Genomic DNA, 25686 nt, shown 5'->3' on the forward strand with positions numbered 1-25686 from the left:
TTCGCGGCCGCTTAGATCCGCGGCAGGGTGACGCCGTGCTGGCCCTGGTACTTGCCCTTCTTGTCCCCGTAGCTGACCTCGGGCGGCTCGTCACCCGTGAAAAACACCACTTGGGCGATGCCTTCATTGGCGTAGATCTTGGCCGGCAGCGGGGTCGTGTTGGAGATTTCGAGCGTGACGTAGCCTTCCCATTCCGGCTCGAAGGGCGTCACGTTGGTGATGATGCCGCACCGGGCATAGGTGCTCTTGCCCACGGTCAGCGTGAGCACGTCGCGCGGAATACGGAAGTATTCCACGCTGCGGGCCAGGGCGAAGGAGTTGGGCGGCACGATGCAGACGTCCCCATCGAACTCGACGAAGCTCTTCGGATCGAACGCCTTCGGGTCCACCACCGAGCTCAGCACGTTGGTGAAGATCTTGAACTCGCGGGCCACCCGCATGTCGTATCCGTACGAGCTGACGCCATAGGAAATGACTCCCTGGCGGACCTGACGGTCCTCGAACGGTTCGATCATGCCGTGCTCGCGCGCCATGCGCGTGATCCAGCGGTCAGAGCAGAGCCCCATGAGGCGGGTCGGGCAAAAGGTGGAGGATTTCCGGCCGCGAAACCGGCGGCACGCCGGTCGGTAAACTAGGGGACGGTCTGGGTCGGTGCCATGGCGCTGACACGGTCCGGAGGGAATGGACGAGGGACCGTAAAGAGAGTGCCACATGCCGTTGAGGGATTCTGGTCCCTTTGGTAGCTTCCGGCACTCTCTTTGTGAATTCTTTCACGAAGTACCCAGAAAGTACCACAACGCGATGCTACGCACTTTTCTCCCGGTCCTGCTGCTCCTCGGTTTTGTGATCATGAACGCGGTGCTGATCCTCGGCATCTCGCACATGACGATCAAAGCGCAGCCCACACCGGTAAAGTCGATCCCGTACGAGTCCGGCATCACTCCGCTGGGCGATGCGCGCGAACGCTTCTCGGTCAAGTTCTACCTCGTGGCCATGCTCTTCATCGTCTTCGATATCGAGACGGTGTTCATGATCCCATGGGGTGTGTACTACCGGCAGCTGTCGTGCGCCGTACCGATGGTCAATGGCATTTGTCCGGCCGGAGAACTCTCGTTCTTCGGACTGGGCGAGATGCTGGTCTTCGTCGCCATCCTCGTGGTGGGCTTCGTCTACGTCTGGAAGAAGGGAGCACTGACGTGGGACTGATTCCGTCCGCTGAGGGACGCGGCGCGTCCTCGATCACGCAGGTCGATGCCGGTGGGCACGACGGCTGGATCACCACGCGCCTCGATTTCCTCGTCAACTGGGGCCGCGCAGGTTCGCTCTGGCCCATGCCGTTCGGCACGGCCTGCTGCGCCATCGAGTTCATGGCGACGGCGGCCAGCCGCTTCGACCTGTCGCGCTTCGGCATGGAGCGCTTGAGCTACTCGCCGCGCCAGGCCGACGTGCTGCTGTGCGCTGGCCGCGTGCCGCTCAAGCTGGCTCCCGTGCTGCGCCGCATCTATCAGCAGATGCCGCAGCCCAAGTGGGTCATCTCCATGGGCGCCTGCGCGTCCACGGGCGGCATGTTCGACAACTACGCCGTGGTGCAGGGGATCGACACCATCATCCCCGTCGACGTCTACGTGCCCGGCTGCCCGCCGCGCCCGGAAGCGTTGATGCACGCCATCATCATGCTCCAGAAGAAGGTCATGCAGGAGCGTCTCAAGGACAGCACCCGACACGTCGAGATCGATCCGGATCCGACGAGTCAGCTGTACATCCCTCCGTCGCGCATCGACGAACTGTCGGAGCCGTTCGGCAACTCGGTCCATCAGACTCGATCGGCCCCGTGACCGCGCCGGTTCCTGCCGCCAACGCGGCACCGGCCCCTGTGATCCATGCGTCCGTCGCCGAAGATGCCAACGGCGCACCGATCACGCCCGTCAACGTGCCGCGCCATGGAGCGCCGGCCAACCCCACGGCCGCCGTGCTGGCCAACCGCTTCGGCGCGGATGTGCTGCGCACCGAAGTGATCTGGGGTGAGACCACCGTCTACGTCACCAAGGCCCGCCTGCACGACATCGTGCGCTGGCTGCACGACGAGCCGTCCGAGCGCTACGACTACCTCGTCGACGTGACGGCCGTGGAGTATCGCGACGCCGACCGCGCCATCGAAGTGGTGTGGCATCTGCGCGCGCTGCAGCATCGCCGCTTCCTGCGTCTCAAGGTCGAACTGCCGAAGCGCGGCCCACTCGATGTGCCCAGCGTGTTCGACATCTACTCCGGTGCGGATTGGCTCGAGCGTGAGTGCTACGACATGTTCGGCATTCGCTTCGTTGGGCACCCCGACCTGCGCCGCCTCCTGTTGTGGGAGGCCTACCGCGAAGGGTATCCGCTACGGAAAGACTTCCCGCTGCGTGGCCGCTTCTCGCGTTCGGAGCAGCTCAAGCAGGCACTGTCGGCCGATCCCGAAGCGCGCTATTCGATGGAGGAACTCTCCATCGCCGACGCCTTCGATTCGCTGCCCGAAGACATGAAGCGCCGTATCGCAGACCGTGCCGCGCACGGCGAACTCGGAGAAGGCGAATGAGCGCCCGTCGCACCATCGAAGTCGCCCTCGGCACCAGCGGTCTCGACGCGCAGGGACAGCCGCTGCGCGCCCCGCTCGTGGCGCAGGGTGGCCGCGCCGTGGCGCTCGAGTCGCCGCAGATTCCGGAGCCCGATCTCGCATCCGATCACATGCTGATCAACATCGGTCCGCAGCACCCCGCCACGCACGGCGTGTTGCGGCTGGTGCTCGAACTCGATGGCGAAACCGTCGTGCGGTGCATTCCGCACATCGGCTACCTGCATTGTGGCTTCGAGAAGATCGGTGAGTACCGGCAGTACAATCAGATCATCCCGTGGACCGATCGTGAGGATTACCTCAACTCACCCGGGAACAACGTCGCTTTCTCACTGGGGGCCGAACGTCTCTTTGGCGTTGGGATGACCGAGCGGTGCAAGGTGCTGCGCGTGATCCTGATGGAGCTCTCGCGCATCATCTCGCACAACGTGTGGCTCGGCACCACGTCGGTGGACATCGGCGCGTTCACGCCGTTCTTATGGATGTTCCAGGAACGCGAGAACGTGTACAACCTGCTCGAAGGCTGGGTGGGCGCGCGCCTGACCACCACCGCCACGCGCGTGGGTGGCATGGCGGCGGACATCCCCGATGGCTGGCTCGATGGCCTCAAGGCGTTCCTCAAGGGCTTCACGAAGACCCTCGACGAATCCGTCCGCATGCTCGAGACCAACGCCATCTGGGCGGGTCGCACGGTGGGCCTCGGCACCATCTCGGCGCATGACGCCGTGAACGCGGGTCTATCCGGTCCGATGCTGCGCGCCTCGGGTGTGGCGTACGACGTGCGCAAGGACTTCCCGTACCTCGACTACGAGACGTACGACTTCGAGGTACCGGTGGGCACCACGGGCGACGTGTATGATCGTTTCCTCGTGCGCGTGGAAGAGATGCGGCAGAGCGTGCGCATCATCGAGCAGGCCATTCAGCGCTTGCCCGACGGCCCCGTCAACATCGACGACCCGCGCCTCATCCTGCCGCCCAAGCACAAGGCGACGAGCGAGATGGAATCGATGATCCATCACTTCAAGCTCGTCATGGAAGGCCCGCGTCCGCCGGCTGGTGAGTGCTACGTGCCGGTGGAAAGCCCGAAGGGTGAGAAGGGCTACTACTTCGTGAGCGATGGGACGTCGAAGCCGGTGCGCTGGCGCATCCGTCCGCCGTCGTTCGTGAACCTGTCCGCGATTCCGAAGATGGTGGAAGGCCATCTGCTCTCGGACGTGATCGCGATCAACGCCAGTATCGACATCGTGATGGGAGAGATCGACCGGTGAGCCACGGCCCATCTGCCAGCGGCGGCGCCATCGTCGCCGCGCCACCGCACGGCCATCATCATGACGAGCCGCACGAGCCCGTATTCGTGGGCGCGACGCGTGCGGAGCTCGACAAGATTCTGGCGCGCTATCCCAACAAGCAGGCGGCGCTGCTGCCAGCCCTGTGGATGCTGCAGGACGCCCGTGGCTGGGTGAGTGAAGCCGGCATGGAAGAAGTGGCCGCCGCACTCGAGATCACGCCGGCCTACGTGAAGGGCGTGGTCACGTTCTACACGATGTACCACCAGCATCCGGTCGGGACGTACTTCATCCAGGTGTGCACCACCACGCCGTGCAACGTGTGCGGCGCCGAAGACGTGGTGAAGTCGTTCCTCGAGCACACCGGCTGCGAAGACCTCGGCCTCACCAGCCCGGACGGCAAGTACACGGTCATTGAGGTGGAATGCCTCGGTGCCTGCGGCTTTGCCACGCCGGTGCAGATCAACAACGACTACGTCGAATCCGTGACGCCCGAGTCGGTGCCGCGCATTCTGTCGGAGCTGAAGTAATGGGTTATCCGCATCCGTCGCACCCGCGCGAGACGCCGGTGCTGTCGAAGTACTTCGGAGATCCCGAGGCGCGCACGCTCGCTGGTTGGCGTGCGCGGGGCGGCTATGAAGCGCTGGAGAAGGCGCTCGCCACCGACCCGGTGGAGATCCAGAACCTGGTGAAGGATTCGGGGCTGCGCGGCCGTGGCGGCGCGGGCTTCCCGACGGGCATGAAGTGGTCGTTCATGAAGCCCGACGGCAAGCCGCATTACCTCTGCTGCAACGGCGACGAATCCGAGCCGGGCACGTTCAAGGACCGCGAGATCATGCGCTGGACGCCGCATGCGCTCGTGGAAGGTGTCGCACTGGGTGCACACGCGATCTACGCTGAAACGGCGTACATCTACATCCGCGGCGAGTTCACCGAACCGTACGCCCGCGTGGCCGCGGCCATCGACGAGGCGTACGCCGCCGGTATTCTTGGCGCGAACGCGATGGGCACTGGCAAGCGCGTGGATGTGCATGTGCACCGCGGGGCCGGCGCGTACATCTGCGGTGAAGAGACCGCGTTGATGAATTCGCTCGAAGGCCGTCGCGGCAACCCGCGCATCAAGCCGCCGTTTCCGGCGGTGGCGGGGCTGTTCGGCAAGCCGACCACGATCAACAACGTGGAAACGCTGACCGCCGTGCCGCACATCGTGAAGAACGGCGCCGAGTGGTACAAGCAGTTCGGTCGCGCCGACAACCCGAAGAGCATCGGCACCAAGCTGTTCTCCGTGTGTGGCAACATCAGCCGTCCGGGCAACTACGAAGTCGCGCTGGGCTTTCCGTTCAAGGAATTCCTGTACGATCTCTGCGGCGGTCCGCTGCCGGGTCGTGAGATCAAGGCCGTGATCCCCGGTGGATCGTCGGTGCCGATTCTCACGCGGGAAGAAGCCGAAGGCGCACTGATGGACTACGAAGGCATGGTTGCCGCCGGCACGATGCTGGGGTCGGGCGGTGTCATCGTGTTCGATGATCGTCAGGATATGGTGCGCCAGATCGCGCGCCTGACGCGCTTCTATGCACACGAGAGCTGCGCGCAGTGCTCGCAGTGCCGTGAAGGCACGGCGTGGACCACGCGCATCATGGAGCGCATTCGCGACGGGCAGGGCACGGCGGAAGATCTCGACACGCTGCTGTCCATCGCCGACAACATGAGCGGCAAGACGATCTGCGTGCTGAGCGACTCGTGCGCCACGCCGGTGGTGTCTGGCCTCAAGAAGTTCCGTCACGAGTTCGAGGCCAAGATTGCCGCGAACCGTTCGATGGTCACCGTGCCGGGGGCGCCACGCGCCTCCGCGGCGTGAGGTCATCATGGCTGACGTGAAGATGGTATCGCTCACGATCGAAGGCCGCCCGGTCACCGTACCGGACGGCACCTCGATCCTGGAAGCGGCGAAGTCCGCCGGCGTGCTCGTGCCGCACTACTGCTACCATCCGGGTCTGCCGGTGGCTGGCGTGTGCCGTATGTGCCTCGTCGAAGTGGAGAAGTTCCCCAAGCTGGCACCGGCCTGCGCCACGACGGTTGGCGAAGGGCAGGTGGTGCACGTGCATTCGGCCAAGGCGCTCGAAGCGCGCAAGGGCGTGCTCGAGTTCCTGCTCATCAACCACCCGCTGGATTGCCCGATCTGCGATCAGGCCGGCGAGTGTGAACTGCAGGACTACACGTTTGCCGAAGGCCGCGCCGATTCGCGCTATCGCGAGCCGAAGCGGTTCAATCCGGTGGAAGACTTTGGCGGCGATGTGCTGTACGTGCAGAACCGCTGCATTCTGTGCACCCGTTGCGTGCGCTTCATGGATGACGTGGTGCACGAGCCCGTGCTCAACGTGTCGGAGCGCGGTGATCGGGCCTTCATCGGCAAGGCGGAAGGGCACGACCTCACCAACCCGTGGGCGGGAAATGTCGTCGACCTGTGCCCCGTGGGTGCGCTGCTGTCCAAGGACTTCCTGAACAAGGCGCGTGCGTGGGAGCTCGATCGGGCCCCCACGGTGTGCACGGGCTGCAGCCAGGGATGTAACGCCGTCGCCGAAACGCGTGACAACGTGGTGGTGCGCCTCAAGCCACGTCCCAATGAGGACGTGAACCAGTACTACATGTGCGAAGTGGGCCGTCAGGGCTATCGCGATTTCAATCGCCGCGATCGTGCCGATCAGCCGCTGGTGCGCCTGAACGGCCAGTTGCAGGTATCGGACTGGGAAGACGCGATCAACGCCGCCGCTCAGACCACGGAAGGTCGTCGTCTGGTGGTCATTGCATCGCCCAACCTGTCCAACGAATCGCTGTTCCTGCTCGAGCGCATGATCGGCGAGCGCAACGGCGCGGGTGTGTTCCGCCTGACGCGTGGTGGTGAGTCGGTGTTGCCCGGCGCGAAGGACCTCGCACTGCGCGCCGAGCGCGCGGCCAATGCCACGGGCGCCCGCTCGCTGGGCTTCAGCGAAGTCACGCAGTTCACCAATGCGGTGCGCAGCGGTGATGCGGTGTTCGTGGTGGGCGATCAGCTCGATGGCATCGACGCGTCGGAACTCGCCGGGGCCAGCAGCGTGGTGTACATCGGCACGGCGTTGCCGGCGTCCATCGCGGGAACGGTCACTGCGGTGTTGCCCGTGACGAACACGCTCGAAGAAGAGGGCACGTTCACCAACCTCCGTGGTCGTGTGCAGCGCTACCTGCAGGCGCGCACCGCTCCAGGTGTGGCGCGTCCGACGTGGTATGTGCTGGCCGATCTGTTGGTTGCCATCGGCGGCAACGGTCGGTTCTATCTGCCGTCGGAAGTGTTCGCGGCGCTCAGCGCCACCCACACCACGTTCGCCGGTCTCGACTACGAGGCCCTCGGCTTGCGTGGCCTGCCGCTCGCGCCGCAGGGTGCGACGGCGTCCGCCGAGGTGACGGTATGATCGCCAAGCCCGTGATGGCCGCGATCGACCTCGCGGCGTGGTTCCCGCGTGCGGATTCGCAGCAGGCACCGGATGCGATCGGCACGTTCGTGGCCGCGAGCGTAGTGAAGATGCTGGTGATCTTCGCCGTGTGGATGGGCACCGTGGCCATGCTGACCCTGGTCGAGCGCAAGCTCGCCGCGTGGTTTCAGGACCGCCGTGGTCCCAATCGCGCGGGACCGGGCGGCATCCTGCAGCCAGTAGCCGACGGCATCAAGAACTTCATGAAGGAAGAGACCAACCCGCCGTTCGCGGATCGCTGGCTCTTCATCATTGCCCCCGCGCTGGCATTCATCCCCGCCATGCTCACCTGGGCGGTGATTCCGCTCGCCGCACCACTTCCCACGCCATGGGGCCTCATCGACATGGCACTGGCGCCGGTGCCGGTGGGTTTCCTGTTCGTGCTCGCGATCTCGTCGCTGGGCGTGTACGGCATGGTGCTGGCCGGCTGGGCGTCCAACAACAAGTACGCGTTGCTGGGTGGTCTCCGCTCCAGCGCGCAGATGGTGTCGTACGAAATCGCGATGGGCATGTCGACCATTCCGGTGCTGCTGCTGGCCGGCAATGTCTCGCTCAACACCATCGTGCAGCAGCAGGCCGGCATGGGCTGGAATGTGTTCTCGCTGACCATCGCGTGGTTCACGTTCCTCGTGGCCGCGTTCGCCGAAACGAACCGCCTGCCGTTCGACTTGCCTGAAGCCGAGTCCGAACTCGTAGCCGGCTACCACACCGAATACAGCGGTATGAAGTTCTCGATGTTCTTCATCGCCGAGTACTCGAACATGATCACGGTGAGTGCGCTCACGTCGACCATGTTCTTTGGTGGCTGGGATCTGCCGTTCACGCAGTGGGACAACGTCGCGCCGTTCACGGTGCTCAAGACGCTGGTCACGCTGATCGCGTTCGCGCTGAAGACGGGTTTCTTCATCTTCGTCTTCATGTGGGTGCGCTGGACGCTGCCGCGCTTCCGCTATGACCAGCTCATGTCGCTCGGATGGAGCATCATGCTGCCGGTGGCGCTGGCGTACATCGTCATCATTGCGACCGCCTCGCTCGGCCTGGATGCGCTGGGTGTGGCCCGCGGACCCTTGTTCTCGCTGGCACTGCTCGGCCTGAACGTCGTGCTGATCGCCATCCTGCTCGCCTGGCTCGACCGCGGGAAGCTGATCAGCCCGGCCAGCGCCCGCGTGGCGCCGACCGACCTCGAGCGCCTGCGCGCGCGTGGTCTCGACCTGTCGCGCCGCAAGCTCGCGGCGCAGAGTGCACTGCCTGGCGCGGCCAACGCCGCCGCCGGTGTGATTTCCGAAGGGGGCAACTGATGGCGATCGGCGTGAAGGTCATGCATCGTCCGCTCGAGCGCGTGAGCTATATCCGCTCGACGCTCGCGGGCATGGCCACCACCTTCAAGCACCTGGTCGACCCGCACAAGGTCACCATGGAGTATCCGGAGACGAAGTGGGATCTCTCGCCGCGCTGGCGGGGAACGCACCGGATGCTCACCACGGAAGACGGCAAGGCGAAGTGCGTCGCGTGCGGCCTGTGCCCCACGGTGTGCCCGGCCAACTGCATCAAGCTGACGCCCGGCGAAGACGAGCAGGGCAATCGCTACCCGCTCGTGTTCGAGATCGATGAGTTCCGCTGCATCTTCTGCGGCTACTGCCAGGAAGTGTGCCCGGAGGAAGCCATCCATCTCGGTCGCCACTATGAGAACGCCGAATACGATCGCGCGTCGTTCATTTACGATCTGGAGCGCCTTACCGCGCAGACGCATCCGGTGAGCGAGTTGTGGGACCCTGCTGACCCGAAGGGCGAATGAACGCCTTCTATCAGTTCCAGTTCTACTTCTTCTCGCTGCTGGCCATCGCGTCGGCACTGCTGTTCGTGACGCGCAAGAACCCGGTGCCGGCGGCGCTGTGGCTCGTGAACGTGATGTTCGCGCTGGCCGGCCTCTACGTCATGCTCGACGCGCCGTTCGTGGGCACCATTCAAGTGCTGGTGTACGCCGGCGCGATCATGGTGACGTTCGTGTTCGTCGTCATGCTCCTCAATCTCGGCAAGACCGAGATTTCCGACATCCGGTCGCTGGGATCGCGTCTGGGCAGTGGCTTCGTGGGTCTTGGTCTGCTGGCCAACCTGCTGCTGGCCCTGCGCCAGCGTATCGACGTGCCCGAGTTCTCGCCGCCCACGGACAACGTGGTCGAGCCGGTCGCGGCCTTGCTCTTCACCGACTATCTGGTGGCCTTCGAACTGACCAGCCTCGTGCTGCTCGTCGCCGTGATCGGCGCCGTGCTGCTGGCCAAGAAGCGGGTGACCGCATGATCACCGAAGCCCTCATCGTCTCGGCGATTCTCTTCGCCATCGGCGTGGTCGGCGTGCTGACGCGCCGCAATGCCATCATCCTGTTCATGTGCGCAGAGCTGATGCTCAACGCCGTGAACCTGAGCTTTGTCGCGTTCTCGCGCCTGCACGGCGTCACCGGTCACGTGTTCGTGATCATGGTGATGACGGTGGCGGCAGCCGAGGCGGCGCTTGGCCTGGCCATCGTCATCGCGATCTACCGGCACTTCGGGACCGTGGACCTGTCGAACCTTCGCACCCTCCGCGGATGATCGCCGCCCTGCTTCCGTTCCTGATCCTGCTGCCGCTGCTCGGCTTTCTGGTGAATGGCGCCGTGGCGCTGTCGCGTGCCGGTGGAGCGGGCGACCGTACCACCGCGCGGCATCCGCTGGTGACCGTCGTGGGCCCTGGTGTCATCATTGCCGCGTTTGCCGTGGCGATGGCGCTGTTCATGCGCATGCGCGTGGGCATCACCGGTCCCGCCATCGTGTCGCTGGGTCAGTGGATGCCCGTGGGCAATCTCGCCATCGACTGGAGCTTCCAGCTCGACCAGTTGTCCATGGTGATGGTGCTCGTGATCACGGGTGTCGGCTCGCTGATTCATTTGTTCTCGATCGGCTACATGCAGGACGACCCGGGCTACGCACGCTACTTCGCGTATCTCAATCTGTTCGTCGCCTTCATGCTCGTGCTGGTGCTGGGTGGCAGCTACCCGGTGATGTTCGTGGGCTGGGAAGGCGTGGGTCTCGCGTCCTACCTGCTCATCGGGTTCTGGTTCAGCGACAAGGCCAATGCGGACGCTGGCAAGAAGGCGTTCGTGGTGAACCGCGTCGGTGACTTCGGATTCCTGGTGGCCATGTTCCTGATCTGGAGCACGACCCAGCATCTCGATTTCGCGGGCGCGCACGAAGTGCTGGGCGCCATGGGTGGCACGCCGGTGGTGCTGGCCATCGCCCTGTTCCTGTTCGTGGGCTGCGCTGGCAAGAGCGCGCAGCTGCCGCTCTACATCTGGCTGCCCGACGCCATGGCGGGCCCGACCCCGGTCTCGGCACTCATTCACGCCGCCACCATGGTGACGGCTGGTGTTTACCTGGTCGCTCGCGCGGCGCCGATCTTTTCCGGTGCCCCGGAAGCCTCGCTGGTCATCACCAGCATCGGCGCGCTGACGGCGCTGTTCGCGGCCACCATCGCGCTGCGTCAGTGGGACATCAAGAAGGTGCTGGCGTACTCCACCGTCTCCCAGCTCGGCTACATGTTCGTGGGCGTGGGCAGCGGCGCGTACACGGCGGGTGTGTTCCACCTCGTCACGCATGCCTTCTTCAAGGCACTCTTGTTCCTTGGCGCTGGCTCGGTGATCCACGCGATGCATCACGCGTATCATCACACGCACCGGCACGATGATCCGCAGGACCTGCGCAACATGGGTGGCCTCGCGCGCTTCATGCCGGCCACGGCCGGTGCGATGACGCTGGCCACGCTGGCGATCGCCGGTGTGCCGCCGCTCGCGGGCTTCTTCTCCAAGGACGAGATCCTCGCGAACGTGTTCGCTCGCGCGCACGGCTCGCCGCTGGCCAACGCGTCGCTGCTGGGCATTCCCGGTAGCACGCTGCTCTACGCCGCTTACGGCATCGGTATCATCACCGCGCTGCTGACCGCGATCTACATGACGCGCATGCTGCTGATGGCCTTCTACGGCGAGAATCGCACGGGTGAAGCCGAGCGCAGCGCACTGCACGAAGCGCCACTGATCATGACGGCGCCGGTGCTTGTTCTTGGCGTGCTCACGCTGGCCGGCGGCTGGCTCAACCTGCCGGCACTCATTCCGATCGGTCCGGTGGGCGTGCTCGAACACTGGCTTTCGCCAGTCACGGCGGAGAGCGCCGCGCGACTGGCCGGGGAAGGGCACCTGTCGCACGAGATCGAGATGGTGCTCGTTGGCATCGCCACTGGTGTGGCTGTGCTGGGCATCGTCATCGCCGCGGTGCTGTACCGCAAGCCGATGGCCGACAAGGCGCATGCGCCCGTGGACGACAGCCTGCTGGCGCGCGCCTATGGCGTGGACGACATCGTCGACACGGTGATCGTGAAGCCGGTGAGCGCGGTGGCGGACACGGTGCTCGCCCGCGGCGTGGAACGCGGCGTGGACCAGACGTTCTCACTGGGCGGCTCACTGCTGTCCCGTACCGCGTCTTTCATGGGGAGCAGGTTGCAGGATGGTGATGTGGGCAAGTACGCGTGGCTGCTCGCGGTCGGTGCCCTGGCGTTGATTGCGGCCCTCACGCTGAGCTGATGATGCGCGATATGCTGCTTTCCCTGGGAATCGATCGCTGGGTGTTGCCGGCGATGTTGTTCTGGCCTGTGCTCGCGGCGCTGCTGGTGCGTGTGGGCGGTCGCGATGTCTCGCGCGACGAGGCTGGTGGTGAGGCGCCAAGCGGCGGCCCGGACGCGCGCGTCCTGACCGTCGCGGCCCTGGCTATCGAAGCACTGCTGGCTGTGGCCCTGTGGGGCGTGTTCGATGCAGATGGCCGTGGCTGGCAGGCCCGCGTGGACTTGGCGTGGCTCGCCGACCTCGGCGCCACGCTGAGTCTCGGCGTGGATGGGCTGTCGCTGCCGATGGTGGTGATGACGGCGTTTGTGGTGCCGCTCGCGCTGCTGGGGTCGTGGAACAACGTGCGCGTGCGCACGCCGGCGTTTGGCGCACTGCTGCTGCTGTTGACCAGTGGGCTCATCGGCGTGTTCATCACGCTCGACCTGCTGGCGTTCTACCTGGCGTGGGAACTGATGCTGATCCCCACCTACCTGCTGGTGGGTGTGTGGGGTGCGGCGGGCACGTCGCGGGCCAGCCTGCGCTACGTGTTGTTCACGCTGGTCGGTTCGCTGCTCATGCTGGTGGCCATCATCGCGCTGTGGAACGCCGGTGGCGGCACGTCGCTGCACCTCGACAACCTGCTGCAGGTGGCCCTGTCGCCCCGCACGCAGCTGTGGATGTTCCTGGCGTTCTTCGCCGCTTTCGGTGTGAAGTCCGCGTTGGTCCCGTTCCACACCTGGCTGCCTGATGCACAGGGCGCCGCGCCCACGGTGGCCGCCGTGACGCTCGGCCTCAAGGTCGGTGCGTACGCCATCCTGCGTTTTGCCATCCCGCTCTTTCCCGCGGCGGCGATGGATCACACGGTGCGCACCACCATCCTCGTGCTGTCGGTGATTGCGGTGGTGTATGGGGCGCTCGTGGCAATGGCGCAGCGTGACTTCAAGCGCGTGATCTCCTACAGCTCCATCAGCCACCTCGGTCTCATCATGCTGGGTAGCTTCGTGCTCACCCAGCAGAGTGTGCAGGGCGCCGTGATGAGCATCATCAGCAGCGGCATCGCCACCACGGCGCTGTTCCTGCTGGCCGGCATGCTCGAGGATCGCCGGGCCACCACCGCCTTCTCCGCGTTTGGCGGGCTCGCGCGGGTGCTGCCCTGGTTCAGCGTCGCCCTTATCGTCGCGATGCTGTCCACCGTGGCCTTGCCCGGCACGATCGGCTTCATCGGTGAGTTCCTGGTGCTCATCGGCACCTACGCCGAGTATCCGGCGCTGGCCGTCATTGCCACGTCCGGCGTGATCTTTGCCGCTGTGTACGGCCTGCGCGCCGTGCAGCAGTTGCTGTTCGAGAAGGTGGACACCGAAACCAACGGAGCCTTGCCTGACCTATCGGGTCGCGAGCGCTTTGTCATGGTCACGCTGGTGGCCGCCATGGTCTATCTCGGCGTGGCTCCTCACGCCATCCTGCAGCGCGCCGATCGTGCGTCGCAGGCCCTGATCGAGTCGGTTCGGTTCGGCCCCAACGCCCCGACGACGCTTCCGCCCGTGTCGCAGAGTCGCTGACGATGCCCGACGCCATGTCTGCCGGCGCGATCTTTCGCGCCCTGTTTCCCGAAATGCTCCTCTCCGGCGGCGCGATGTTGCTGCTGCTGGCATCCGTCTGGTCGCCGCAAGGCAACCAGACCGGTGCGGCGGAAGGTGCCGAACGGACGTCGGTACTGGCCCGCTTCGGCGTGGTCCTGTGCCTGTTGGTGGGTCTCGCGGTGGTGATCGCGTGGGGCGATGGTGTATCCGGCACACCGGATGGCCGCATCGCCGGTGACGGATTCCGCTGGGCCGTGGATCTGGTGATCCTGCTCGGCACCGCCCTCGCGCTCACGCTGCTCGAGGCTGAGCATCAGCGCAGCGCCGCGTTCGGGCCGGAAGTGCCCGCCCTGATGCTGCTCGCCTCCACCGGCATGATGGTGCTGGCGGGTGCCCGTGACCTCATGTTCGTGTTTCTCGGCATCGAGCTCATGTCGCTCGCTGTGTACGTGCTCGCTGGCGTCAATCGGCGCAGCGCGCGCAGCGCAGAAGCCGCGGTGAAGTATTTCCTGCTGGGTGCGATCTCGAGCGGTTTCCTGCTGTATGGCATGGCACTGCTGTTTGGCGCCACGGGCAGTACGCGTCTGCAGGACATCGCCGAGTGGGCGGCGTCGCAGGCGATACTGACCCCACTGTTCATGGCGGGCGTGGCGCTGCTCTTGGTCGGATTGGCGTTCAAGGTGGCTGCCGCGCCGTTCCACCTGTGGACGCCCGATGTGTATGACGGTGCGCCCCTGCCGGTGACCGCGTACATGTCGGCCACGGTGAAGACTGCGGCGTTTGCCGTCTTCACGCGCATCATGATCGAAGGACTGGCCGTCGCCGCGCCGCGTTGGCACATGGGCCTCTGGTGGCTCGCCGTCATCACGATGGTCGTCGGCAACGTGTTTGCCCTTTCGCAAACCAACCTGGTGCGCATGCTCGCCTACTCGAGCATCGCTCACGCCGGCTACCTGCTGGTGTCCATCGTGGTGGGTGATGCCTCGGGCACGTCGGCGCTGGTCTTCTACGTGGTCTCGTACACCCTGTCCACGATGGGCGCCTTCGGTGTGCTGGTGACGATCAACGCTGGACGCGACAAGGCGCCAACGCTGGATGACATCTCTGGCCTGTGGTTGGTACGGCCGTGGCTGGCCATCGCGATGACGGTCTTCCTGTTGGCGTTCATGGGCATGCCGTTGCTCGGCGGCATGGGCTTCTTTGCGAAGTGGTACATCCTGCAGGCAGCCCTGCAGGCGCCCGCGCCACAGACCGTGCTCGCCGTGGTCCTCGTGCTCACCAGCGCCGTGTCGGCTGCGTACTACCTGACCGTCGTGTCGGCCATGTTCATGCGCCCGCGCCCGGAAGGCCAACCCGTGCCTTCCACGACGCCGCTCAATCAGTCGTTGATTGCGGCCGCCGCCGTGGTCCTGCTGGTGTTCGGCCTCTATCCCACACCGATGATGGAAGTGGCCCGACGCGCCGTGACGACGACCTCTCCCAGTACAAGTCCCGCTGCTCCGCGCGGCGAGATACGTTTGCAGACCGCAAGCGTTCCGCGTTGACTTCCGGCGTGCGGCCTTCGGGCGGCACGCCGTTCCCGCCTTTGCCCCACCAGCCCATGGCCATCAGTCAGACGATCTTTCGGCAGTACGACGTTCGCGGCATCGTGGGGCAGGACCTGACCGAAGATGTGGCCTATGGCCTGGGTCGCGGCTACGCGGCCCTGTTGGCCCAGCGGGGCGTGCAGGGTGCGGTGGCCGTCGGCCGCGACAACCGGCCCAGTGGCGACGCGCTGCGTGATGCGCTGGTGCGCGGGCTGACCGAGTGCGGGGTCGATGTGGTCGATGTCGGCGTGGTCCCCACACCGCTGCTGTACTGGGCGCTGCACCACGAGTCGGTGGTGGGCGGCATCCAGATCACGGGCTCGCACAACCCGCCCGAGTACAACGGCTTCAAGATGTGCCTCGGCACCGCGTCGTTGCACGGCGCGGATATTCAAACCCTGTACCAGCTCATCGTCGGTGGCCAGTTCCCGACGGGCAGTGGACAGGTACGCCACGTCGAGGTGATCGACCGCTACGTGGCCGACATCGTGGCGAAGATCGGTCCGCTGACGCACCCGGACGGTTCGCCGCTCAAGGTCGTCTACGACTGCGGCAACGGAGCCGGCGCCCTGGTGGCCCCGCAGCTCATGAACGCCCTCGGCGTGCAGGGCACGGGGCTATTCACGGAGAGCGATGGCACGTTTCCGAATCACCACCCCGATCCCACCGTTCCCGAAAACCTCGAGGACTGTATCGCGGCAGTGGCCTCTTCGGGCGCGGAACTGGGTGTGGCATTCGATGGCGACGCCGACCGCATTGGCGTCGTCGATCGCAATGGGCGCATCATCTGGGGCGATCATATCCTGATCCTGTACGCGCGCGACGTGCTGGCGCGCACCGGGGCAGGGCAGCCGATCATCTTCGACGTGAAGTGCTCGCAGGCGCTCACCGATGCCATTGCGGCCGCAGGCGGAACGCCCGTCATGTGGAAGACGGGCCACTCCCTCATCAAGGACAAGATGAAGGAGATGCATGCGCCCATCGCCGGAGAGATGTCGGGGCACATGTTCTTCACCGAAGGCTTCTATGGCCATGATGACGCGCTGTACGCGGCGGCGCGCCTGCTGCGCATTGTGGCGGACTCGGGGCGTCGGGTGGATGAACTGCTCGCAGATGTGCCGCACTTCGTGTCGACGCCGGAGATTCGCATCGACACCGACGACACCACGAAGTTCGCGATCATGGACAAGGCCGTGCCGCACTTCAAGGCCACCCACGACGTGATCGATGTGGACGGTGTGCGTGTGCTGTTCGGTGATGGCTGGGGACTGCTGCGCGCCTCGAACACGCAACCCGTGATCGTCGCGCGCTACGAAGCGCGCAGCGAAGAGCGACTGGCCGAGATTCGTGGCGTGATGGAAGGCTGGCTGCGTGAGCAGGGTGTCACGCCGTGATCGCATGTTGACGCCCGGCCGCCACGGTTGATTTCCACCATGCGGACACGAGGCTGGTTCCTCACCGGACTGCTCGTGGTTGCGGTGCTGCTGTTGGTCGGCCGCAACGCGACAGCGCTCATCGTGGACCACGCATGGTTCACGGCCATGGATGCGCCGGCCCTCTTCTGGGAAGAGGTGATCGACTCGCTACTCCTGCAGGGTGGCGCGTGGGTGGTGGGATCGGCCTTTGCGTTTGCCAACCTCTACGCCGTGCGCCGCACCATTGCCACGGTGGCGATGCAATCCCGGGTCGCCAACATCGAGTTCACCTCGATGGTTCCTCATCGGCGCCTGCTCTCGGCGACCATCATCCTGTCGATGATCGTCGGAGCCTTGTTGGCGCTGCCGATGACCAACTGGACCGATCTCGCGCTCGTCCGGCATGGTCTGCCGTTCGGAGAAATCGAAGGCATCCTCGATCGCGATCTCGGATTTTATGTCTACTGGTTGCCATTCGAGGAAGCGCTGTACCTGTGGTCGCTGGTCAGCATCGTGTCGCTCACGGCCATGGTGCTGGTGCTGTACGCCCTCACACGCTCGCTGCGACTCGAAGGACGCCGGGTGGCGGCCTCCACCCACGTGCGCCGGCACCTGAGTGTGCTGGGCGCCCTGGTGCTGCTGTTGCTGGCATGGAGCTACCGCCTCGACGCCTTCGATCTGCTGCAGTATGGCAGTGGCCCCGACGGCCTCTTCCTGCACGTCGATCACCGGTTCACGTTGCGCGTGGATTGGCTGCTCTCCGCCGCCTGCAGCCTCGCCGCCCTGGTGGTACTGCGCACGGGATGGACCGGTCAGCTGCGCGCCGCGTTCCTCGCGTTGACACTGGTGCTGGTATCGGCGATCGGCTTGCGTCACATCGCTCCCACCGTGGTCGCGCGCACGGCGCTGTTCGGCGAATCCGGGCGGCGCGACCAGGACTATGTGGCATCGCGCGCGCTGTTCAGTCGCCGCGCGTTTGATGTCGACGGGATTCGCCCCGGTGCGGGCGTTCTGGATTTGCCCGCGTCGACCATGGCGTTGCGGACCAGTCTCTGGGATGATCGCACGCTGATCGGCGGGCTTGGCGCGAGCCTCTCGCCAGTGCGTGACGCGCGGTCGCTCGATGGAAACGCGGACAGCGACAGTGAATCCGCCGTGCGCTCACCGGAGCGCCTGGGACGCACGATGCAGCGTCAGCTCGATGCGACTCCCACCGGGTGGACGCTCACCGATGGCCGGATCTCGGCCCTCCTGGTGCGGCAACCGGTGGTGGCCGGTGAGCCGTGGCGCCTGTCGCTGGTGGACGCCACGCGGCCCGCCGTGCAGGATAGTGCGCTCGATCCGCTGGAAGCGCGCAGCGAAGAACACGATGCGACCTGGCCGTTGGTTGGGCCCGGCGTCAGTGGCGCACGACTGATCGATGCCGCGGATCTGCCGGGAGTGCCCGGCGCCTCGTTGTCCGGCCTGCGGGCCCGTGTTGCCCACGCCTGGGCGCTGCGCGATGCGGCCTTGCTGCGGGCCGACACGCTGGGCGCGCGCAACCTGCGTATCGTGACACACCGGGATGTCCGCCAGCGTGTCGAGCGCCTCGCGCCAGTGTTCGTGCAAGGCGACGACGTATATCCCGTGCGCGACGGAGACCGCCTGTACTGGGTGCTGCACCTCTACAGTGCATCCGATCGCTATCCGTTGAGTCAGCGATGGCAGGTCGCCGGCGGGGTCTTCTCGTACTTCAAGCTGGCCGCCACCGCGGTCGTGGATGCGTCCACCGGGCGCGTACGGTTCATTCCTGTCGATCGGCCCGATGCGTTGGCCCGCACCTGGATGGCCAAACTACCGGCACTGTTCGCACCAGCAACGGCGATGCCGGCCAGTCTCGTCAACCAGTTGCCACCAGCTACTGACGGTGCGACGGCCCAGTTGCGGACGTTTGCCCGCTACGGATCGCGCCTCGAGGGCTCCGTCGTGCGCCACCTGCCGGACAGCGTGCTGGTCGGGGGAGCGCCACCGGCGGTCGCCCAACAGGTCGGCGCCAACATGGTCATGGGCTGGTCCGTGCCTCTCCTCGACGCGGGCGATGAGGTGGATGGGGTGGCGACCGCCACCGGTGGCGCAGCGCGGGCCACCTACTGGACCAGCGCAGCGGTACCCAACCGCCGCTGGCGCCAAATGCTGGAGCGCCTTGGCGGCGCCCTCGACAGCGCCCGTGCCGCCGTGCCCGATGGCGCCCGACGGGACAATCGGCTCCGTCTGGCCCGGCCCGAGGCCGTCGCGACCGCCAGCGGACTGTTCGTGGTGCAACCCGTACTCTGGTCCCGCGGCGACGGCAGTCTCGTCGTCGCCCGCGTGGGAGTGACGGACGGTGAACGGGTGGGCATCGGAGCCACGTTGGCTCAGGCGCTCGCCGGCATTGGAGAGACCACGGTGGGGGCCCCGTCCAATCTGGGCGCTCCCGTGACGCTCCTGACCCCCTCGCCCGAGGATGCCCCGGGCCGGCTGTACGACTCCATGCGCCAGGCGCTGCGCCGCGGAGACTGGGGCGCATTCGGGACAGCGTTCGATAGCCTGGGGCGCGTATTGGGACGGACGCCGCCGTGAATGCGGCCGGATTCACCCGTCGCCGGTTCCGGCGGGTGGACCGCGAGGAACGTACCTGCCGCCAGCGGTTGCTGTGGCCGGGTCCGACCCTCTAGCATTGAACCGAACACATTCCCCGATCTTGGAGAGCGCGTGAACCTACACGAGTATCAGGCGAAGGATCTGCTGCGGGTGGCCGGTGTGCCAATCCCGCCCGGTGAAATCGCCACGACGCCGGAACAGGCGGAGGCCATTGCCAAGAAGCTTGGCACCGCCGTGATGGTAAAGGCCCAGGTCCATGCCGGCGGTCGCGGCAAGGCTGGTGGCGTGAAGTTCTGCCCGACGCCCGAGGCGGCGAAGGAAAAGGCCACGGCCATCCTCGGCATGACCATCAAGGACCTGATCGTCGAGAAGGTCCTCGTCACGGTGGCGGCCGACATTGCGTCGGAAGCCTATGTCGGCATCATCGTTGATCGCGCAACCAAGAAGCCGGTCTTCATGGTCTCCGCTGCGGGCGGCATCGACATCGAAGAAGTCGCGGCCACCACGCCGGAAAAGATTCTGTACCACCCGGTCGACACGCGCTACGGCCTGTTGCCGTTCGAAGCGATGCGCATGGGCTTCTTCCTGTACCAGGATGTGAAGCTCGCGCGCCAGGCGGCCAAGATCATGCAGCAGCTCTACACGGCGTTCATGAGCGCCGGCTGCTCGATCGCGGAAATCAATCCGCTCGTCGTCACACCGCAGAATGAACTCATCGCGGTCGACGGCAAGATGGTCATCGACGACAACGAACTCGATCGCCTGCCGCAGATCGCCGCGCTGCGCGACGAATCGTCGGAAGCGCCGAGCGAAGTGGATGCGCGCAACGCGAACCTCACGTTCATCAAGCTCGATGGCAACGTGGGCTGCGTCGTGAACGGCGCCGGTCTGGCCATGGCCACCATGGATCTCGTGAAGTACTACGGCGGCGATCCGGCCAACTTCCTCGACATCGGCGGTTCGTCGAACCCGGAGAAGGTGGTGAATGCGCTCCGCATCATCACCGCCGATCCGAACGTCAAGTGTATCCTGTTCAACATCTTCGGCGGCATCACGCGCACCGATGACGTGGCCAATGGCATCGTCACGGCCACGAAGGCGAACCCGCTGAAGGTGCCCATCGTCATCCGCCTGACTGGCACCAACGAGGAACTGGCGTTGCAGATCCTGAAGGAGAATGGCTTCTCCGCGTCGAGCGACATGGATTCGGCCGTGCAGCGCGCGGTGGAACTCGCGACGAAGGGAGGTGCCGCGTGAGCATCTTCATCGACAACAGCACCAAGCTGGTGGTGCAGGGCATCACGGGCCGCGACGGCTCGTTCCATGCCAAGCAGATGATCGAGTACGGCACGAAGGTCGTGGCCGGCGTCACGCCCGGTAAGGGCGGCCAGACCTTCGAAGGCACCGCGCCGATCTTCGATACCGTGCACGATGCCGTGAAGGCGACGGGCGCCAACACCTCCGTGATCTACGTGCCGCCCATGTATGCGGCCGATGCGATCATGGAAGCAGCGGCGGCAGGCGTGAAGTTCATCGTCTGCATCACCGAAGGCGTGCCGGTCCTCGACATGACCAAGGTGTACCCGTACGTGAAGGAGCATGGCGCGCGCCTGCTCGGCCCGAACTGCCCGGGCCTGATCACGCCGGGTGAGAGCAAGGTCGGCATCATCCCCGGCCGTATCTGCACGCCGGGCCCGGTCGGTGTCGTCAGCCGCTCCGGCACGCTCACCTACGAAGTCGTCAACGCGCTCACCAAGGCCGGCATCGGTCAGAGTACCTGCGTCGGCATCGGTGGTGACCCGATCAACGGTACCAACTTCATCGACTGCCTCGCGGCGTTCGAGAAGGATCCGAACACCAAGGCCGTCGCCATGATGGGCGAAATCGGTGGCACGGACGAGCAGGAAGCGGCGACGTTCATCAAGGAGCACATGACCAAGCCGGTCGTGGGCTTCATCGCCGGCCAGACGGCCCCGCCGGGACGCCGTATGGGTCACGCGGGCGCGATCATCTCGGGTTCGGCGGGTACGGCGGCCGAGAAGATCGATTCGTTCAAGGCGGCGGGCATGGGCGTGGCCCAGCGTCCGATCGACTTCGTGGAACTGATCAAGGCGCGCCTGGCCTGATCCGACCCTCGGACAGCAGAGCGGGGTACAAGGGTGATCCCTTGTACCCCGCTCGTGTTTTCGCCCATACTGCCTGATGCCCTCACGTCTCGCTGACTTGCTGTCTGCGTCGCGCCTGCGCGTGCCGATGAGCGCGGCGACGCTGGCCGATGCGGCCCACGAACTGGCCCGCTGCCTCGAAGAGAGCGGTAGCCTGTCCAATCCGGAGCTGCTCCAGGAGCGCATCGAGGAGGCCCGCCCGGAAGACGTGGTGGGGCTCGCCGACCGTGCCTTCGTGGTCCACTACCGCACCGAAGCGGTGAAGGATCTGGTGGTCGCCCTCGGCCGGGCGCAGAAGTCGGTGTGCCGGGTGCTCGACGACGACGAGACCCAGTGCGCGCGCATCGTCATTCTGGTGTGCTCGCCGCCGCGGCAACTGGCCCGCCACCTCCAGGTGGTCGGTGCCTTCGCCCGCGTGCTCTCCAAGCCGCCGCATGTGGATGCGATGCTTGCGGCGGAGACGCCAGGCGCCGTCATGGGACTGCCGTTCCTCACGGCGGCCGAACTGCCCGCCCAACTGACCGTGCGCGAGCTCATGACGGCCAAGCCCCGTACGGTCGAACCGGACGCTCCGCTCAAGAGTGCCGTTCTGGAGATGGTGCGGTCCGGACTCGGCGGATTGCCGGTCGTGGACGCCGACAATCGGGTCGTCGGCATGTTGAGCGAAAGAGAGCTGCTGCGGGACCTCCTGAGCCGTTATCTTCCGCGGGCTGGGGGCGTCGCAACTCCCCAGACGCCCGCAACGGCGCGCCGGACGGTGAGCGACCTGATGACCCGTCAGGTTCTGTGTGTCGCTCCCGACCAGCCGCTCGCCGAAGTGGCGTCCCTCATGCTCAACAAGGACGTCGACCGAGTGCCCGTGGTGAAGAACGACCGTCTGGTCGGCTTTCTGACCCGCGGGGACATCGTTCGCAAATTGATCGGATCCTGACCCATGGCTGGTCGTCGTACACTTACCATCGTGAAGCCGGATGCCTTCGGCAATGGCAAGGCGGGCCTCATCATCGCGCTGCTCGAGAAGTCGGGCTTCACGATCAAGGCGTCACGCGTGATGCATCTGACGCAGGCCCAGGCCGGCGAGTTCTACGCCGTGCACAAGGAGCGCGGCTTCTACCCCGAGCTGGTGGAATTCATGACCAGCGGCCCGTGCATGCCGCTGGTGCTCGAGCGCGATGACGCGGTGGCGACGCTGCGCACGGTGATTGGTGCCACGGACCCGGCCGAAGCGGCCGAGGGCACGGTGCGGAAGCTGTACGCGGAATCGAAGGGTCGGAACGCGATTCATGCCTCGGATTCCGATGAGAACGCGGAGCGTGAAGCCCGCTTTTTCTTCGCGGAATCGGATGTTCTGGCCGGCTGAAAAGTCCGGCCGGCTGGCGTGGTCGGGTTCGTCGCGCTAAGTCTGCATGGGCGCGTGACTTGAGCGCGCCGAACCGATAAGAATTGGAGCGGCCGGACCCTTGTGTAGGTGGGTAGGCCGCTCTATTTTCAACGGCTATGCTGTACTTCGACATTCGCAGTCTGGAAGCGCATGCCGAGAGCGTCGATGGGACGCTCGAGGCGTCGGATCCGGTATGGCAGGAAGACGATTCACGTCCGGTGCAAGCCGGGGTGCACGTGGTTGGTCGCCTGTCCAGTGCGGGTGCCGGTCGGTTTTATTTCAGTGGCCGATTCGAGGGTGCAGCGGTGGCGGAGTGCAGGCGGTGCCTGTGTGAAGTCACGGTATCGGTGTCGGACGACGTGCATCTGATCTTTGCCGAGTCGGGAAACGACGAAGCCGAGGAAGATGATGTCGTACTGATCCCGCCCGGTGACCGGGAACTCGATCTTCGTCCGGTGGTGCGTGAGGAATGGCTTCTGGCCGTTCCGGCGTTCGCGCTGTGCCGGGAGGATTGTCAGGGGTTCTGTCCATCGTGCGGTGCCGACCGCAACTCGGAGGCGTGCACCTGTCCTCCACCCTCGGATCCCCGTTGGGATGGCTTGCGCGCAATGCGCGAGTCGGAATCCTGACGGCCTTTTTTGTCTCGAACGTTCAGGTCAGAGTCCCATGGCCGTACCGAAGCGCCGTACATCCAAGCGGCGGAAGCGCGCCCGCAACACGCACAAGGTCGCGCCCGCCATCGTGATCCAGTCGTGCCCGCAGTGTAGCGCTGCCAAGCGTCCGCATCGTGTTTGTGCGGAATGCGGCTACTACGCGGGTGAGCAGCGGGTAGAAGCGCAGGAAGCATAAGCTTGGCGCGCATCGCCGTGGATGCCATGGGGGGGGATTTCGCCCCCCGGGCCCCCATCGCGGGAGCGCTCCAGGCGCTCGGAGCGCTGCCCCCGCAGCACGACATCGAATTGGTCGGCCAGACAGCCGTCATCGAATCCGAGCTCGACGCCTTGTTGGCGGGCGAGCTCGCCGAGTTGGCGTACGTCCGCGATCGGATCACCATCGTGGAGGCTCCTGACGTCATCGAGATGACGGACAAGCCTTCCGCTGCGCTGCGCCGTAAACCCAACAGTTCCATGGTCGTCGGCGTCAAACGCGTCGCCGACGGGGCAGCACAGGGCTTCGTCTCCGCCGGTAGCACGGGCGCGCAGATGGCCGTGTCTTTCATGCTGCTCAAGCTGCACGCCGGCCTTACACGGCCCGCCATCGGCACGATCTTCCCGACCGCCGCGCAGCCCATTCTGGTGCTGGACGTCGGCGCCAATGTCGACTGTGCCCCGGAAGAACTCGTCCAGTTCGCCCGTATCGGCACCGTCTACGCCAAGGCCCTGCTCGGCCGTGACAACCCGGCCGTTGGCCTCCTGTCCGTCGGCGAAGAAGCGGAGAAAGGCAACACCGCCGTCAAGGAAGCTCACCAACTCCTGCTCACCGCCGGTCTCAACTTCCTCGGCAACGTCGAGGGGCGGGATCTCCCGCGCGGTGCCTGCGATCGTGGCGCCATCGACGTCGTGGTGTGTGATGGCTTCACCGGCAACGTGCTCCTCAAGTTCTACGAGAGCATCGGCCCCATGCTCATCGGCATGGTCTCGAAAGTCGGCAACCTCGATCCGCGTCAGGTACTGGGCGCGCTCAAGCAGTTCGACGTCGAGGAGTACGGTGGGTCTCCGCTGCTGGGTGTGCGCGGCGTCTCCATCATCTCGCACGGCAAGAGTTCTCCGAAGGCCATCAAGAATGCCATCGCTGTCGCCATCCGCGCCTGGGAATCGGGTATGACCGACGAAATCGGTCGTCGTCTCGCCGAGTCCCTCCCTGATGCGTCCTCCGTACCCGACGCGACGAACAAGAACGGTCCGACCACGTGAAGCGTCCCGCTGCCTTTATCGCGGGAACGGGGCATGCTGTCCCGCGCCGTGTGGTCACCAACGCCGACATCGCCGCCATGGGCGTCGATACGAACGATGAGTGGATCATCGAACGCACCGGCATCCGTCAGCGGCACATTGCCGGAGATGGTGAGACCCTGACCTCGATCGCGGCCGATGCCGCGCGTCAGGCCATGACACGCGCCGGTGTCCATCCCGGTGAAGTCGACATCATCATTCTCGGCACCGCGTCACCGGACCACTTGCTGCCCGCCACCGCGGTAGAAGTGCAGACGGCGTTGGGTTGCTCACGCGCTGCGGCATTCGATCTCTCGGCGGCGTGTTCGGGTTGGCTGTACAGCACCATTGTCGCGGAGTCGTTGATCGCCAATGGTACCGCCAACACGGTTCTGGTGATCGGCGCCGAGCGCTTGAGCGGCATCGTGGATTGGACCGATCGCAACACGTGTATCGTGTTCGGCGACGGTGCGGGCGCCACGGTGATGCGGCGCTCAGAGGGACAGCGCGGCGTCCTGTCGCACTTCATGCGATCCGATGGCGCGCTCGCCGAGTTGCTGTGGCGTCCGGCAGGCGGTGGAGTTCTGCCGTTTTCGCCCGAGACCTTCGCGCAGCGCCAGCACTATGTGCACATGTCGGGACGCGAAGTGTTCAAGCACGCTGTGCGCTCGATGGCCGAGGCCACGGATCGCGCGCTGGATGCCGCGCGACTGACGGCAGCCGATGTCGACCTGCTCATTCCGCACCAGGCGAACGTCCGGATCATCGAAGCCACGGCGAAGCACGCGGGCATCCCGATGGAGAAGGTGTTTGTGAACGTCGACCGGTTCGGCAATACGTCGGCCGCGTCCATTCCGATTGCGCTCAACGACGCAGTGGAGCAAGGGCTCGTGAAGGAGGGCATGACCGTCCTGTTTGCCGCCTTTGGCGCCGGCTTCACGTGGGGTTCGCTCGTCGTGCGTTTCTGATCTTCACCTGACCAACG

The 25686-nt window shown here is 65.5% G+C and carries 25 protein-coding genes and 1 pseudogene; 25 read left to right on the plus strand and 1 reads right to left on the minus strand.

Translation table 11 applies throughout. The annotated features are described in order from the left end of the window. Positions 1-11: 11 nt before the first annotated feature. A complete protein-coding gene (gene dcd / locus VGE27_RS09760; protein WP_331049463.1) occupies positions 12-566 on the minus strand; it encodes a dCTP deaminase in 555 nt (184 codons plus the stop codon). 235 nt (positions 567-801) lie between these two features. Here dcd and VGE27_RS09765 point away from each other — a divergent pair, with 235 nt between their 5' ends. From VGE27_RS09765 to VGE27_RS09880, 25 genes and pseudogenes are all read left to right on the plus strand, one after another. Then, the gene (locus tag VGE27_RS09765) at positions 802-1206 is read left to right on the plus strand and encodes an NADH-quinone oxidoreductase subunit A (protein WP_331049464.1); all 405 of its coding nucleotides are present in this window, start codon (positions 802-804) and stop codon (positions 1204-1206) included. A 32-nt stretch (positions 1207-1238) separates the two neighbouring features. Beyond that, positions 1239-1835, plus strand: coding sequence for an NADH-quinone oxidoreductase subunit B family protein (locus VGE27_RS09770; RefSeq protein WP_345788002.1), 597 nt, complete (start codon positions 1239-1241; stop codon positions 1833-1835). Next, on the plus strand, positions 1832-2572 hold the full coding sequence (locus VGE27_RS09775; protein WP_331049466.1) for an NADH-quinone oxidoreductase subunit C: 741 nt from the start codon (positions 1832-1834) through the stop codon (positions 2570-2572). Before VGE27_RS09770 ends, VGE27_RS09775 begins: the two co-directional genes overlap by 4 nt. Positions 2573-2721: 149 nt before the next feature. After that, positions 2722-3876, plus strand: coding sequence for an NADH dehydrogenase (quinone) subunit D (nuoD, locus tag VGE27_RS09780; RefSeq protein ID WP_345788003.1), 1155 nt, complete (start codon positions 2722-2724; stop codon positions 3874-3876). Beyond that, positions 3873-4424, plus strand: coding sequence for an NAD(P)H-dependent oxidoreductase subunit E (locus VGE27_RS09785; RefSeq protein WP_331049468.1), 552 nt, complete (start codon positions 3873-3875; stop codon positions 4422-4424). Before nuoD ends, VGE27_RS09785 begins: the two co-directional genes overlap by 4 nt. Next, entirely contained in the window at positions 4424-5752 is a 1329-nt protein-coding gene (nuoF, locus tag VGE27_RS09790; RefSeq protein ID WP_331049469.1) for an NADH-quinone oxidoreductase subunit NuoF, read from the plus strand. Before VGE27_RS09785 ends, nuoF begins: the two co-directional genes overlap by 1 nt. 7 nt (positions 5753-5759) lie before the next feature. Beyond that, complete coding sequence (locus tag VGE27_RS09795; RefSeq protein ID WP_331049470.1) at positions 5760-7340, plus strand: 2Fe-2S iron-sulfur cluster-binding protein; 1581 nt, start codon at positions 5760-5762, stop codon at positions 7338-7340. A 110-nt stretch (positions 7341-7450) separates the two neighbouring features. Next, positions 7451-8495: pseudogene (gene nuoH / locus VGE27_RS09800) on the plus strand (NADH-quinone oxidoreductase subunit NuoH). After that, positions 8453-8698, plus strand: coding sequence for a hypothetical protein (locus VGE27_RS19550; protein WP_414653554.1), 246 nt, complete (start codon positions 8453-8455; stop codon positions 8696-8698). Before nuoH ends, VGE27_RS19550 begins: the two are co-directional and overlap by 43 nt. Then, positions 8698-9195, plus strand: coding sequence for an NADH-quinone oxidoreductase subunit I (locus VGE27_RS09805; RefSeq protein ID WP_331049472.1), 498 nt, complete (start codon positions 8698-8700; stop codon positions 9193-9195). Before VGE27_RS19550 ends, VGE27_RS09805 begins: the two co-directional genes overlap by 1 nt. Beyond that, the gene (locus VGE27_RS09810) at positions 9192-9698 is read left to right on the plus strand and encodes an NADH-quinone oxidoreductase subunit J (RefSeq protein WP_331049473.1); all 507 of its coding nucleotides are present in this window, start codon (positions 9192-9194) and stop codon (positions 9696-9698) included. Before VGE27_RS09805 ends, VGE27_RS09810 begins: the two co-directional genes overlap by 4 nt. After that, positions 9695-9988, plus strand: coding sequence for an NADH-quinone oxidoreductase subunit NuoK (nuoK, locus tag VGE27_RS09815; protein WP_012683141.1), 294 nt, complete (start codon positions 9695-9697; stop codon positions 9986-9988). Before VGE27_RS09810 ends, nuoK begins: the two co-directional genes overlap by 4 nt. After that, positions 9985-12006 (plus strand): NADH-quinone oxidoreductase subunit L, encoded by a 2022-nt coding sequence (gene nuoL, locus VGE27_RS09820; RefSeq protein ID WP_331049474.1) that lies wholly within the window; start codon positions 9985-9987, stop codon positions 12004-12006. Before nuoK ends, nuoL begins: the two co-directional genes overlap by 4 nt. A gap of 2 nt (positions 12007-12008) precedes the next feature. Further along, the gene (locus VGE27_RS09825) at positions 12009-13583 is read left to right on the plus strand and encodes an NADH-quinone oxidoreductase subunit M (RefSeq protein WP_331049475.1); all 1575 of its coding nucleotides are present in this window, start codon (positions 12009-12011) and stop codon (positions 13581-13583) included. A gap of 2 nt (positions 13584-13585) precedes the next feature. After that, positions 13586-15148, plus strand: coding sequence for an NADH-quinone oxidoreductase subunit N (locus VGE27_RS09830; RefSeq protein ID WP_331049476.1), 1563 nt, complete (start codon positions 13586-13588; stop codon positions 15146-15148). 56 nt (positions 15149-15204) lie between these two features. Further along, positions 15205-16584 carry a phosphomannomutase/phosphoglucomutase gene (locus VGE27_RS09835; protein ID WP_331049477.1) on the plus strand — a complete coding sequence of 460 codons (1380 nt, stop codon included), beginning with the start codon at positions 15205-15207 and terminating at the stop codon, positions 16582-16584. A gap of 39 nt (positions 16585-16623) precedes the next feature. Next, on the plus strand, positions 16624-19203 hold the full coding sequence (locus tag VGE27_RS09840) for a UPF0182 family protein (RefSeq protein WP_331049478.1): 2580 nt from the start codon (positions 16624-16626) through the stop codon (positions 19201-19203). Positions 19204-19335: 132 nt separating this feature from the next. Further along, positions 19336-20481, plus strand: coding sequence for an ADP-forming succinate--CoA ligase subunit beta (sucC, locus tag VGE27_RS09845; protein ID WP_331049479.1), 1146 nt, complete (start codon positions 19336-19338; stop codon positions 20479-20481). Beyond that, the gene (gene sucD / locus VGE27_RS09850; RefSeq protein ID WP_331049480.1) at positions 20478-21350 is read left to right on the plus strand and encodes a succinate--CoA ligase subunit alpha; all 873 of its coding nucleotides are present in this window, start codon (positions 20478-20480) and stop codon (positions 21348-21350) included. The genes sucC and sucD overlap by 4 nt, the downstream gene beginning before the upstream one ends. Positions 21351-21447: 97 nt before the next feature. Beyond that, entirely contained in the window at positions 21448-22320 is an 873-nt protein-coding gene (locus VGE27_RS09855) for a CBS domain-containing protein (protein WP_331049481.1), read from the plus strand. A 3-nt stretch (positions 22321-22323) separates the two neighbouring features. Then, a complete protein-coding gene (ndk, locus tag VGE27_RS09860; RefSeq protein WP_331049482.1) occupies positions 22324-22749 on the plus strand; it encodes a nucleoside-diphosphate kinase in 426 nt (141 codons plus the stop codon). A gap of 137 nt (positions 22750-22886) precedes the next feature. Next, positions 22887-23399, plus strand: a complete 513-nt coding sequence (locus VGE27_RS09865; protein WP_331049483.1) for a DUF177 domain-containing protein — start codon at positions 22887-22889, stop codon at positions 23397-23399. Positions 23400-23436: 37 nt separating this feature from the next. Further along, the gene (rpmF, locus tag VGE27_RS09870) at positions 23437-23619 is read left to right on the plus strand and encodes a 50S ribosomal protein L32 (RefSeq protein ID WP_331049484.1); all 183 of its coding nucleotides are present in this window, start codon (positions 23437-23439) and stop codon (positions 23617-23619) included. Positions 23620-23621: 2 nt separating this feature from the next. Next, entirely contained in the window at positions 23622-24683 is a 1062-nt protein-coding gene (gene plsX / locus VGE27_RS09875; RefSeq protein ID WP_331049485.1) for a phosphate acyltransferase PlsX, read from the plus strand. Next, positions 24680-25669, plus strand: a complete 990-nt coding sequence (locus tag VGE27_RS09880) for a beta-ketoacyl-ACP synthase III (RefSeq protein ID WP_331049486.1) — start codon at positions 24680-24682, stop codon at positions 25667-25669. Before plsX ends, VGE27_RS09880 begins: the two co-directional genes overlap by 4 nt. Positions 25670-25686: the final 17 nt, after the last annotated feature.

The sequence above is a fragment of the Gemmatimonas sp. genome (genome assembly GCF_036405635.1).
In the GTDB taxonomy this organism is placed as follows: domain Bacteria; phylum Gemmatimonadota; class Gemmatimonadetes; order Gemmatimonadales; family Gemmatimonadaceae; genus Gemmatimonas.